We start from the raw sequence: 12,613 nt of genomic DNA on the forward strand, positions 1-12,613 counted from the left end.
GCTTGCCCGGAAACGATGTATGCATTGAGCAAACAGACACGTACCCCTCTGTGCATCATCAGTGATTCGGCGGATACGCTGACCGGGCCGTATTCGCGCGAGCATGACCATGTGGTCGGCGAACCGCTGGCAGAGCAGCTCGATCAGTGCCTGCGCAAATACACTGACCGGAACCGGCACGCCCTGTCCGAGCGCCGCCGGCAGGAGCGCAGGGAATGGCAGGACCGACGCCGGGCCGCGCGGGCACTATCACGGGCAGTGATTCCACCCCGTAGCTATTCAGTGGGGCCATTCGTCATCGACCCGGACAGCAGGGAAGTCTCCATGAACAATCGGAGCTTGTTCCTGTCCACCAAGGAATTCCAGTTATTCCACCTGCTGGCCTCGAATGTCGGCAAGGTGCTTGCGGCCGATGTGATCATTCTTGAGCTCTGGCCGGAAAGCAGCCGCGCCAACAAATCGGACCTGTACCAGTACATCCACCTGTTGCGGCGCAAAATCGAGGAAGATCCCCAGCGCCCGCGCTGGCTCGTTACCGTGAAAGGCGTCGGCTACCAGCTGCGTGCCAGCGCCACGTTGTAAGATTTACCGCTTTAACCTGCCTGTCACAAAGCCTGACTAGACTCCGCACCTCGTATTCAGTTATCGGAGTATCGTCATGCCACGGCAGTTCCCCCTGCTTGCCCTCACCGTTACCACCGCCAGCGCTATCGTCCAAATCAGCTATGCACAAGACAGCGGTACTCCGCCTCCACGGCAAGACCGCTTCATGGAAGAAATTATCGTGTACGGCTCGGACAAAACCGGCCTGCGGGAAGCCACTCCCACGAAAAATCTGTTCGGCCTCGCCAAGCCGCTCACCGAGACACCTCGCTCTACTGATCGATTCCGGACGCTACAGCACCGGGGTGGATACCTCGGTCATCGACAGCAATGGTGACGGCCGTATTGATCCCGAGGAGAGCAACGGCTCCTTCATCACCGGCTACTTCGGCTTTCCACCCAACCTCGATGAGCGCTTCAGCCTGGATACCGACCTGGGTACCACCGTGCTGAACCCGAGAGATGTCTTCGTCAGTGAAGCGGACTTCTCGGACAGCCGCACGGACACGTTCTTTGTGGAATTGGCGCATCAGCTGAACGACGAGGTGCGCCTGCGGCTGCAAGGTTTCTATGATGCGCTGGAGAATGAGCGCTTCGTCAGCTACGGCTTTCCTGCCTCCTATGGCTCGGAAGTATGGGAATTGCGGGGCAGCGTGGACTTCATTCTGGACAAGGAGGCACTGGGCCTGACATCGCACCATGTGGCCGGCCTGTCCTGGCGGGAACTGGACGGTGTGCGTCGCGAGAACTACAACCTCGGTTTTACCGCCCTTGATCGCCGCGACATCTCCCTGGGGGCCACCCCCGGTGACACCCTGGACGACCCATTCCGCAACCCCTCCATTGGCTAGGAACTGGAAAACAACAGCAAATGGCGCGATGCCGGCCTGTTCTATCAGGGTGACCTGACCTTCGGGGAGCTGGTCAACCTGATGGTGGGTGCCCGCCTCGACGACTACGACCTCAGCTCCAATGACACCGGCCACCTGTCCATCGATGACCCGGCGCAGTCCGCCTCGGATGACGATTTCACCTGGAACGCCAGCCTCAGCCTGTTGCTGGACAACGGCCTGGTGCCTTACATCACCTATGCGGAAAGCTCTGCCATCGAAAACAGCCAGGCGGGCGATGTGTCACCCTCCCTGGTCAGCAATGGCCAGTGGCTGTCGGAGTCGGACCTCAAGGAAGTGGGACTCAAGTTCGATCTCTTCGACCAGACCCTCGTCGGGGGTGTCAGTTACTACGACCAGAACCGCACGCGACTCAGTACCCGCGACCGGGTAGTGGCCACCACCAGCAAAGGCACGGAACTGGAATTGCGCTGGCTGGTCGATGACAACGTCAGCGCCACATTGACCGCCACCGACCAGGAAACCACTATCGAAGGGCCGGAAACCGGCTTCATCTATGTGCCCGCCTACGCAGTGGGCCTGACCCCCGCACAGGCCTCTGGAGGTTCGCTGGCGGTCTTCAGTTTTGCCAGCTCCCCAATTGGCTTTCCCGGCGACTATACCGCCACCAATATTCCGGAAAACACCGTCAGCCTGTACGGCACCTACGTGTCCGATCCTCTGAGCTGGGGCCAGGCTGGCGCGTCCCTGGGTATCACGCATGTATCCGAGACCGCCACCTTGCTCAGCGGCCCGGTGATCTATCCCTCTTATGAGGTGGTCAACCTGTCGCTCTTTGCCACTCTGGACAAGACACAGCTGAGCCTGAATATCAATAACCTGCTGGACGAGGAGTACTTCCAGCCGGCAGCCGGCAGCTACGTCAACACCTCCGCGCTGCCGGGCCGTGCCCGCGAGTGGCGCATCACCTTGAAGCAAACCTTCTGAGGAGAGCGCTCATGAGCATGATGAATCGCCGGGACCTGCTGCGCGCCTTGGCGGTGGCAACCGCAGCCGGACCCGCAGCCTATGCGACCCCCCTCACGCTGTACCGCGGGCCGGTGCAGTTCAAGCACGGCGTCGCCAGTGGCGACCCGGGCCCCCATGATGTCGTCCTGTGGACGCGGGTAACCCCGCAGGGCGATGCCAAACACGGCGATGTCGCCGTGGATCTGGAAATTGCCCTCGACCCCGCGTTTCGCGAAGGCAACCGGCTGCTGCCGGGTTTACGGGCGGTCGCCTCGCGCGACTATACGCTCAAGCACGTGCTGCGCAATCTGCAACAGGGGACAGACTATTACTACCGCTTCCACAGCCAGGGCTCTACCTCCCCCACCGGCCGTATCCGCACTCTGCCACAGGGAGAGGTCGACAGTTTGCGCTTCGCCGTGGCCTCCTGTGCGCTGTGGTCCTCCGGGTACTTCCACGCCTATGACGCCATTGCCAACATGGAGGGCCTGGATGCGGTATTCCACCTCGGTGACTATATCTACGAATACGGCTCAGCGGCCGGCGACTACGGCATGCGCATTGGCAACAGGATCGGTCGCATGCCCGAGCCGGCGCATCGTCTGCAGTCGCTGGCAGACTATCGCCAGCGTCACGCGCAGTACAAGAGTGACCAGCAGCTGCAGCGTGCCCACGCCTGTGCACCATGGATTACCGTGTGGGACGATCACGAACTGGCCAACAACAGCTGGCACAGCGGCGATGAAGCCACCGAAGAGGAAGACAGCGCCCCGTGGAATGCCAAGAAAATAGCCGCCCTGCGCGCCTACTACGAATGGATGCCGATACGCGAACCGCTGGCCAATGACCGGCAAAGTGCCGCCTGCCGAAGCTTCCGCTTCGGCGACCTGCTCGAGCTGTTCATGGTGGAGAGCCGCCTCACCGGGCGCGATCGCGCACTGGACTACAAGCAGGACCTGCAGTGGGACGGCGATCAGCCTGATACGGCCAGCTTCCAGGCACTCCTGGAGAATCCCGCTCGTGAAATGCTGGGAGCGTGGCAGACCGACTGGCTGCGGCAGTCGCTGTCGCAATCGGTGGCCGCCGGGGTGAACTGGCAGGTCCTGGGAAACCAGGTACTGATGGCGAGAGTCGCCGCTCCTTCAGTGCGCTCGGCAATGCCTGCGCGGCTATGGGAGGAGCTTCTGGGCAGACTTTCCGGGCCGCAGCGCGAGCGGGTTCTGCGCAACGAACTTCTCTCGGCTCATGACATTCCTTCCAACCTGGACTCGTGGGACGGTTATCCGGCAGCCCGCAGCCGTGTCTATGATGCAATACGCGAAGCCAATGCCCGGGTGGTGGCCCTGGCCGGTGACACGCACATGTTCTGGGCCAACGAACTGTGGGACGACCAGGGCCGTCAGCGAGTGGCAGTGGAACTTGCCACCACCTCCCTCACCAGCCCCAGCTACGGTGACTACCTGCCCGAAGCGCCTATCGGCACCGCCATGGCGGCGCGCAGTCGCGAGGTGATCTACAACGACCCCAAGAGCAAGGGTTACCTGGATATCACCTTCGACCGGAACCATGTCACTGCCTCGTTTATCTCGATGTCGAGCGTGACGGAGAAGGACTACACGGCCTCAACTACAGCTCAATTCACCGCGCGCCGGGACGATGGCAAAGGGCAGGTCGGGGGGGTTGTGGCTACCGCCGCGACGGGGCCAGACCGGGGCGCGGTAGCGAGGGGACCTGCGTCTATGACTTGAACCTGGACGGGCGCGCCGATACGCTGGATGAGGTTATAATCCCCGAGAATATGGGCTTGGATTGCAAGCCAAGCGGCACATAGGTGCCAGCTTGCGTTGCCCAGGGCCTCATCCCGAACCGCCCAACGAGTCAGCATGGACAACTTCTACCTGATACTGGCCTGCCTCGGCATCGGCCTGCTGCTGCGCAGGGCGCCAGGAATGCCTGCCAACAGCGCGATCGCGCTTAATGGCTATGCGCTCAATGTCGCGCTGCCGGCGGTCATCATCGCCAACCTCCCGCTACTACAGGTTTCCAGCGCCCTGTTGATTCCGGCACTGACCCCTGGCTGCTGATGCTGCTGGTCATCGCCCTGCTGCTCACGCTCGCCCGGCTGCTGCGCTGGTCCCGCGAAATCACCGGAGCGCTGCTGATCGTGGTGCCGCTGGGCAATACCTCGTATCTCGGCTTTCCGCTGGTGCAATCGTTCTTCGGCCAGGAGGCCATGCCCTACGCCGTGGTCTACGACCAGCTGGGCTCCTTTCTCGCACTCGCCGCCTACGCGCCGGTCATTGCCGCACTGTATAGTCCCGCCAGGGAAACACCATCCGCAGCAGCCATTCTGGTGCGGATCCTCACCTTTCCTCCCTTCATCGCCCTGGTCGTGGGACTGCTTTTGCGTGGCGTACAGCTGCCACCACTGGCAGACCAGCTGGTGAACATGCTGGCCGCCACCCTGATACCGGTGGTGATGATCGCGGTGGGACTACAGGTGACCGTGCGCTTCCAGCGTCGCGAACGGCTGCCACTGACACTGGCCCTGGGCATCAAGCTGCTGCTCATGCCCGCCTGTGCCTGGCTGCTCTGGCTGGCAGCAGGACAGGACGGGCTGGCGACGCGCGTGGCAGTCTTCCAGGCCGGCATGCCATCGATGATTTCCGCCGGCGCCATCGCCATTGGCGCCGGACTGGCACCGCGACTGGTGGCCGGCACGGTCGGGCTCGGGCTGATGCTGTCGTTTGCAAGCCTGCCGTTGTTGTATTGGCTGTTGGTGGGATAATCAGCGCGCCGGGCACGCTTCGAACGCGAGTGTGGCTTTAACGGTGATACTCACCAGCGCGTTCAGGCTGGTAGATCACCTCTTCAACACGAACCCGGAGCACCCCGCCGCCCGGCTTTGGCCACTCCATGGAGTCACCTACCGAAAGTCCGATCAGGGCGCTACCCACCGGGGCCAGAATCGAGATCTTGTCGCTGGTGGCGTCCATGTCCTTGGGGTATACCAGGGTCAACGTGAAATCTTCGGACGAAGACTCCACCCGGAATCTTACCGTCGAGTTCATTGTTATAACTGTGGCTGGTATGTCCTTGGGGTCAACAATATCTGCCCGGGCCAGCTCTGTCTCCAGCTCCTCGCTGCCCGGAAAGGAACCATGGGGTAGAGAGTCCAGCAGGGCTTCCAGTCTTTCGGCGTCCAGGGATGACATGATGATCTTTGGTCTGGTAGTCATTTTGAATTCACTCAATGGTTTCAGGCTAGATGCCATAATCCCGTTCAATCCTGGCGATCCGGACCTTGAACTCAGTATACCAGACCTCGTGGCCAAGTTTCTGCGCCTCTTGATGCTCGCTGTGCTGCTTCCAGCTTCTGATGGCTTCAAGACTCTCCCAGTAGGAAACCGTAATGCCCAGTTCCTCCCGGGCCGACTCCACCCCCAGAAAGCCCTGCTGCCGGGAAGCCAACTCAAGCATTCGCTGCGCCATGGCGTCATAGCCGTTATCGCCTTCTGTGCGAAGCGACGTGAAGATGACTGCGTAATAGGGTGGCGGCGGTGTCTGGGCGATGTTTGGGATGGTTTCCATGGTTTCCCTGGGCCAGTGACCAAGCGTCATTATGCCGCAGATGAAAGGTCTTCCGCCACTGGCGCCGCGCAGGATTCGTGCGAATCACGGCGAGCAGCTAGACTACTGAAAACCCTGTCGCCCGAGGTCCCGGTGGCCGCGGACTGCTGAATCTCATCGACGTCCGGCGCGCTGCCACGGCGACTGGCGATGGCGGGGAAAAGACGGTAATGTGTTGTCCAGCACATACCACAACCAGGAGGATATCGGCGCGACAGTCGCCGCAGTGTCAAGCTGTGTTCCCCGCGTTTTCCCCGCCACTGTCGTGTCACATGCCATGCTACTCGCCACTGATCTCGACGGCACTTTCCTTGGCGGCAGCCAGACAGCGCGCCTGAAACTGTACCAGCTGGTTGCCTCACACCCGGATATCCGCCTGGTGTTCGTCACCGGGCGCGGACTGGAATACGTACTGCCGTTGCTGGCAGATCCTACGGTTCCCCAGCCCGACTACATCATCGCCGACGTCGGCGCGACGGTAGTACTCGGTGACTCCCAGCAGCCAGTATTCGAAATCCAGGATGACATAGAGCGAATCTGGCCGGGGGACCGCGTAGTGGCCGATGCGCTGGCGCATTTGCCGGCACTGCAGCGCCAGGAGGTGCCACAGGAGCGGCGCTGTTCCTTTTTCTGTGAAGAACACGACATCGATGATGAAGTGCGGCGCATCGTGGAGAGTCTCGACTGTGACCTGCTGTTTTCAGCCGGCAAGTATTTTGACGTTCTGCCGAAAGGCGTCGACAAGGGACGCACACTGCAGCGACTGGTGGAACATCTGGCGGTAGACCCCGAGGATGTACTGGTGGCGGGCGACACCCTGAATGACCTGTCCATGTACGAGACCGGGTTCAAGGGCGTTTGCGTGGGTGACTCGGAGGCGGGTCTGCTGACTGCGACAGCGAATCTCGCCCGCGTGTATCACGCCACCAGCCCCGGTACGGGCGGTATTCTTGAGGCTTTCGGGTATTTCGGTTTTCTCGGCAGCGAGGGGGTCGACGCCGAACTTTCGCCAGTATCCGAGCCCGGCAAATCGGATCTCGTCATCGTCTACCACCGCCTGCCCTACGAAGAATTCATCGAGGATGGCGAACGCAAGCGGCGGCGTCCCAAGTCGCCCAACGGTATTATCCCCACCCTGCTGAGCTTCTTCGCCGACGGCAAGCCCGGCTCCTGGGTAGCCTGGGCCATCGATGCTCCCGGTCTGGGCGAATTCGAGGTCCACACCGAGGTAGACGTGCAACACTATCCGAAGCTCGTCGCCGCGCGGGTGGCGCTGACCGAAGACGAGGTGGAGATCTTCTACAAGCGCTTTTCCAAGGAGGCTTTCTGGCCCACGCTGCACACATTCTGGGAGCGCGCGATCTTTAATGAGTCACACTGGGAAGTGTTTCTTGAGGTCAACAGGCGCTTCGCCGAGAGCGCGGCCGCCGAGGCTGCCGACAATGCGGTGGTATGGATCCACGACTACAACCTGTGGATGGTGCCGGCCTATCTCCGCGAATTACGCCCCGACGTGACCATCGCGTTCTTTCACCACACTTATTTTCCCTCCGCCGATGTGTTCAATGTGCTGCCCTGGCGCCGGCAGATTGTCGGCAGCCTGCTGCAGTGCAACTACATCGGCTTCCACATCCCGCGCCAGGCCGAGAATTTCGTCGATGTTGCCCGTGGCGTGATGCCGGTAAAGATCAGCAAACGCGTCAATTGTGCGCCGCGTTTTCTGACCTACGGTTGTGCAGTGGGCCTCGAGGAGATGACCACCGAGATCGAGGTGGCCGAGCGCCATATCGGTCTGGGCGCGCATCCGGTGGGGCTGGATATTGGGCGCGTCGAGCGCGCGCTGGAGGACCCGGCACAGAAGGAACGTATCGCCGCGTTGCGCGAGGAACTGGACGGCGTGCGCATGGTACTGGCCGTGGAGCGGCTCGATTTTACCAAGGGCATCCTGGAGAAACTCCAGGCCTTTGAACACCTGCTGGAGGAAAACCCCGAGCTACTGGAGAAAGTCACACTGATCACCATCTGCGTCCCCGCGGCGGCCGGGATGAAAATCTATGACGATCTGCAGGCGCAGATTGAACAGACGGTGGGGCGCATCAACGGGCGTTTTGCCCACATCGGCTGGACCCCGGTACAGTTCTTCTTTCGTGCGGTGCCGTTTGAACAGCTGGTGGCCTACTACGCGGCGGCCGACGTCATGTGGATAACGCCACTGCGCGACGGTCTCAACCTGGTGGCGAAGGAGTATGTCGCCACGCAGGGGCTCACCAGGGGTTGCGGGGTGCTGGTGCTGTCGGAGTTCGCCGGCGCCGCAGCCGAGCTGCGCGGGCCCATTCTGACCAATCCGCACGATCCCCATGAACTGGTGACGACCTGCTATCTCGCCCTGACCATGAGCCGCGACGAGGCCCGCCGGCGCCTGGCGGAAGCCTTCAATTCGGTCTGCTATTACGATATCGCCCTGTGGGGAAATGAATTCATGGCAGCGGTGCGCGCCCATGCTCCCCTGCAAGGAACGCAGGCGAAGACAGCCGCGAGCGGCTGAGCATTGCCTCGCGTCAATTTCAGAGCTACCACCCAGGAGCGCGACAATGGCCTTGCGTAACGCCGTTCAGCTGATTTGCTATCCCGACCGCATCGGCCATAACCTGCAGGACCTGAAAACGGCGCTCGATCGCCATTTCGCGGATGCGATAGGCGGCCTGCATATACTGCCCTTTTACCCCTCCAATGCCGATGCCGGTTTCTCGCCGCTGACGCACAAGGAGGTGGACCCGCGCTATGGCGACTGGGGCGATATCGAGGCCCTGGCAGAACAATTTGATCTCTGCGCGGATGTCACGATCAACCACATTTCCGACGAATCCGTGGAGTTCAGGGATTTTGTGCGTCACGGCTTTGAGTCCCGCTACGCCGACCTGTTCGTCGATGTCGACAAATTTGGCGAAATCACACCGGACGATCTGGCCCGGATCCATATCCGCAAGGAAAAGGAGCCCTTTCGGGAAGTCAGCTTCGATAGCGGCGGCAAGGCGCGTGTCTGGTGTACCTTCACCGAACATCAGATCGACCTCAACTACGATGCGCCGCTGGCCTACACGCTGATGGAGGACTACATCACCTTCCTGGCGGGCAAGGGCGTCAAATTGCTGCGCCTGGATGCCTTCGGCTACACCACCAAGCGTATCGGCACCAGCTGTTTTCTGGTGGAACCGGATGTCTACCGCTTGCTGGAGTGGGTGAATGACGTCGCTCACCGCCACGGAGCGGAATGCCTGCCCGAGGTACACGACAACTGCAGCTACCAGTACGCCCTCAGCCGCCGCGATATGCGGCCCTACGGCTTTGCCCTGCCACCGTTGCTACTGTATTCCCTGCTCGACGCCAACAGCGTGTATCTGAAGAACTGGCTGCGCATGTGCCCGCGCAACATGGTCACAGTGCTCGATACCCACGATGGCATCTGCATACCCGATGTCGAGGGTGTGCTGCCGGACGACAAGATCAGGAGCCTGATCGACAACATCAACGCGCGCAGCGCCGACCCCATTCTGCGCAAATCGGCAGCCAGCATTCACAGTGTCGGTGCCATCTACCAGCTCACCTGCACGTATTACGATGCGCTGATGCAGAACGACGATACCTACATCGCAGCGCGCGCGATACAGTTTTTTACACCGGGAATTCCCCAAGTGTATTATGTCGGCCTGCTCGCCGGCTGTAACGATGAAGAGCTGATGGAGAGTACCGGCGAGCTGCGCGACATCAACCGTGCCTACTTCAGCCTGGAGGAAGTAGCTCGGGCGACGGAGAAGCCGGTGGTGCAACGTCTGCTCAAGTTGATGCGTTTCCGCTCCCACTACCCCGCCTTCAATGGGCACTTCGAGCTGCAATACTCGAACGAGTCCAGCGTTGCCATGGCCTGGCGCCACGGCGAGCACTACTGCGCACTGTTTGTGGACCTCAAGTTCAAGACCAGCAGCATTGTCTACCTGGACGAAGACACCCAGGCGGAAGTCACGTTCCGCGCCTGAAATAAAGAACGGCGACGCCCAGGGCGTCGCCGTCTACAGTGACGAGCTCGGCGGCCGCTATCAGATATCGAACCGGTCCAGCGTCATCACCTTGGCCCATGCCGCGACGAAGTCATTGACGAACTTCTCGTCGGCATCGTTCACCGCGTAGGCTTCGGCAACGGCGCGCAGCTCTGTGTTGGAGCCGAACACCAGGTCAACCGGCGTGGCGGTCCACCGGGGTTCGCCCGTGCTGCGATCGACACCCTGGTAGAGGCCCTCGGTCTGGGAGGACTTCTTCCACTGGGTGGACATATCGAGCAGGTTAACGAAGAAGTCGTTGCTCAGGGTCCCGGGGCGATCGGTGAGGATACCGTGCGGCGAGTCGCCGGCATTCGCGTCAAGGGCCCGCATGCCGCCCACCAACACCGCCATTTCAGGCACAGTGAGAGTCAGCAGGTTCGCCTTGTCCACCAGCATTTCCGCGGGCGAGGCGGGGTTGCCCTCGCCGAAGTAATTGCGAAAGCCATCGGCCCTGGGTTCAAGCACCGCAAACGCTTCTGCATCGGTCATCTCGGGCGATGCATCCGCCCGGCCCGGAGTGAACGGAACCTGCACTTTGTAGCCGGCCTCACTGGCAGCCTGTTCAATGGCCGCGGCACCGCCCAGAACAATCAGATCGGCGAGTGACACCTGCTTCTTGCCGCGACGTTGGCCGTCGTTGAACTCCTGCTGAATGTCTTCGAGGCGCATCAGCACCTTGGCCAGCTCCTGCGGATTGTTGACGGCCCAATCCTTCTGCGGCGCAAGGCGGATACGGGCCCCATTGGCGCCACCGCGCTTGTCCGAGCCGCGGAACGTAGAGGCCGATGCCCAGGCAGTTCTGACCAGTTCGGCCCGGCTCAATCCGGAATCCAGAATGGCTGACTTGAGTTTGGAGATGTCCCGGCTGTTGACCAGCTCATGCTCCACTTTCGGGATGGGATCCTGCCACAGCAGTTGCTCTTGCGGCACCTCGTCACCGATGTAGCGCGCGCTCGGCCCCATGTCGCGGTGGGTCAGCTTGAACCAGGCCTTGGCGAAGGCCAGCTCGAACTCTTCCGGATTTTCATGGAAGCGCTTCGCAATTTTCCGGTAGGCCGGATCTTCTTTCAGGGAGAGATCGGTGGTGAACATGATGGGGGCGTGCCGTTTGGAGTCATCGTGGGCGTCGGGCACCATATTGGCAGCGCTCTCGTCACTGGGTACCCACTGGACCGCACCCGCGGGGCTCTTCGTCTGCACCCACTCAAAGCCGAACAGGTTGTCCAGGTACTGCGTGGTCCAGGCTGTCGGGTTGATCGACCATGCCCCTTCCAGACCGCTGGTAATGGTGTCCTCGGCATTGCCCTTGCCGCACTTGTTGCTCCACCCAAAGCCCTGCTCCTCCATGCTGGCAGCGGCGGGCTCCGATCCCAGGCAGTCGCCGGGTTTGTGGGCTCCGTGCGCCTTGCCGAAGGTGTGACCACCGGCGATCAGGGCAACGGTTTCCTCGTCATTCATTGCCATGCGGCCAAAGCTTTCACGAATGTCCCTGGCGGCCGCCAGCGGGTCGGGATTGCCGTTCGGCCCCTCGGGGTTTACGTAGATCAGGCCCATCTGGACCGCGGCAAGCGGTTGTTCCAGCTCCCTGTCACCGGTGTGCCGCTCATCCCCGAGCGGCTCGGTCTCGGGGCCCCAGTAGACCAGGTCGGGCTCCCAATCGTCCTCGCGGCCGCCGGCAAAGCCGAATGTCTTGAAGCCCATCGATTCCAGCGAGACATTACCCGTCAGCACCATCAGATCGGCCCAGGACAAACTGTTGCCATATTTTTGCTTGATTGGCCACAGCAGGCGTCGGGCCTTGTCCAGACTGACGTTGTCCGGCCAGCTGTTGAGCGGCTCAAACCGCTGCTGACCGCCGCCGGCTCCGCCGCGGCCATCGGCGACGCGGTAGGTGCCGGCACTGTGCCAGGCCATGCGAATGAAAAACGGACCGTAGTGACCGTAGTCAGCGGGCCACCAGTCCTGGGAATCGGTCATCAGGGCCTCGATGTCTTTTTTCACGGCATCGAGATCCAGCGCTGCAAATGCCTCGGCGTAGTCAAAATCCTCACCCAGCGGGTTGGACTCGGCCGCGTGCTGGCGCAGAGGCCGCAGGTCCAGCATATCGGGCCACCAGTTCTGGTCGGACATCGATTCGCGCTGGGCACTGGCAGTGTGAACGGGGAGAAGAAATGCCGTGGCAAGTGTCACGGCGGCAATTAATGGCGTCGTCTTTTTAAACATTGAGAGCCTCTTTGATTATCAGTGCATCACATTCTGTTGCCGGGATCTCACCGACAAGTTGAATTCCCATCCCATGCCAACCGATCAAACAAACTACTCGACACGGTAAAACCAGGCTACCCCAAGGACCATGATCGGGGTTAGGACATTAACTGGAATTTGAGCTTCTAAAAATCCGAAGATCCGGGACGTGCGCCAATT

12 protein-coding genes are annotated in these 12,613 nt (G+C 61.2%); 9 read left to right on the forward strand and 3 right to left on the reverse strand.

Annotation, left to right across the window (positions count from 1 at the left end; all coding sequences use genetic code 11):
* The first annotated feature begins 24 nt into the window (after nt 1–24).
* The 7 genes from G3T16_RS07775 to G3T16_RS07800 all read left to right on the forward strand — a co-directional run bounded on the left by G3T16_RS07775 (nt 25) and on the right by G3T16_RS07800 (nt 5,250).
* Nucleotides 25–582, forward strand: coding sequence for a winged helix-turn-helix domain-containing protein (locus tag G3T16_RS07775; protein ID WP_163494552.1), 558 nt, complete (start codon nt 25–27; stop codon nt 580–582).
* A gap of 76 nt (nt 583–658) precedes the next feature.
* Nucleotides 659–940, forward strand: coding sequence for a hypothetical protein (locus tag G3T16_RS07780; protein WP_163494553.1), 282 nt, complete (start codon nt 659–661; stop codon nt 938–940).
* Complete coding sequence (locus tag G3T16_RS07785; RefSeq protein ID WP_163494554.1) at nt 909–1,454, forward strand: hypothetical protein; 546 nt, start codon at nt 909–911, stop codon at nt 1,452–1,454. The genes G3T16_RS07780 and G3T16_RS07785 overlap by 32 nt, the downstream gene beginning before the upstream one ends.
* 36 nt (nt 1,455–1,490) lie before the next feature.
* Nucleotides 1,491–2,441, forward strand: a complete 951-nt coding sequence (locus tag G3T16_RS07790) for a TonB-dependent receptor domain-containing protein (RefSeq protein ID WP_269473294.1) — start codon at nt 1,491–1,493, stop codon at nt 2,439–2,441.
* An 11-nt stretch (nt 2,442–2,452) separates the two neighbouring features.
* Nucleotides 2,453–4,210: an alkaline phosphatase D family protein gene (locus tag G3T16_RS07795; protein WP_163494555.1), complete on the forward strand. Its 1,758-nt coding sequence runs from the start codon at nt 2,453–2,455 to the stop codon at nt 4,208–4,210.
* Nucleotides 4,211–4,345: 135 nt separating this feature from the next.
* A complete protein-coding gene (locus G3T16_RS21055; protein ID WP_197911956.1) occupies nt 4,346–4,546 on the forward strand; it encodes a hypothetical protein in 201 nt (66 codons plus the stop codon).
* A complete protein-coding gene (locus tag G3T16_RS07800) occupies nt 4,546–5,250 on the forward strand; it encodes an AEC family transporter (RefSeq protein WP_197911957.1) in 705 nt (234 codons plus the stop codon). Before G3T16_RS21055 ends, G3T16_RS07800 begins: the two co-directional genes overlap by 1 nt.
* A gap of 37 nt (nt 5,251–5,287) precedes the next feature.
* On the opposite strand, the gene rnk is transcribed toward G3T16_RS07800, so the two are convergent.
* Both rnk and G3T16_RS07810 read right to left on the reverse strand, forming a co-directional pair.
* Complete coding sequence (rnk, locus tag G3T16_RS07805; RefSeq protein WP_163494556.1) at nt 5,288–5,701, reverse strand: nucleoside diphosphate kinase regulator; 414 nt, start codon at nt 5,699–5,701, stop codon at nt 5,288–5,290.
* Between the two features lie 25 nt (nt 5,702–5,726).
* Nucleotides 5,727–6,053: an antibiotic biosynthesis monooxygenase family protein gene (locus G3T16_RS07810; RefSeq protein WP_232059307.1), complete on the reverse strand. Its 327-nt coding sequence runs from the start codon at nt 6,051–6,053 to the stop codon at nt 5,727–5,729.
* Nucleotides 6,054–6,264: 211 nt separating this feature from the next.
* Here G3T16_RS07810 and ggpS point away from each other — a divergent pair, with 211 nt between their 5' ends.
* Nucleotides 6,265–8,637, forward strand: a complete 2,373-nt coding sequence (gene ggpS, locus G3T16_RS07815) for a glucosylglycerol-phosphate synthase (protein ID WP_232059308.1) — start codon at nt 6,265–6,267, stop codon at nt 8,635–8,637.
* Between the two features lie 46 nt (nt 8,638–8,683).
* Nucleotides 8,684–10,126 carry a sucrose phosphorylase gene (gene gtfA / locus G3T16_RS07820; protein WP_163494557.1) on the forward strand — a complete coding sequence of 481 codons (1,443 nt, stop codon included), beginning with the start codon at nt 8,684–8,686 and terminating at the stop codon, nt 10,124–10,126.
* A gap of 60 nt (nt 10,127–10,186) precedes the next feature.
* Here the strand turns inward: gtfA and katG are convergent, their stop codons facing one another.
* The gene (gene katG, locus G3T16_RS07825) at nt 10,187–12,412 is read right to left on the reverse strand and encodes a catalase/peroxidase HPI (RefSeq protein ID WP_163494558.1); all 2,226 of its coding nucleotides are present in this window, start codon (nt 12,410–12,412) and stop codon (nt 10,187–10,189) included.
* Nucleotides 12,413–12,613 lie beyond the last annotated feature (201 nt).

The sequence above is a fragment of the Kineobactrum salinum genome, from assembly GCF_010669285.1.
Classification (GTDB): Bacteria; Pseudomonadota; Gammaproteobacteria; order Pseudomonadales; family Halieaceae; genus Kineobactrum; species Kineobactrum salinum.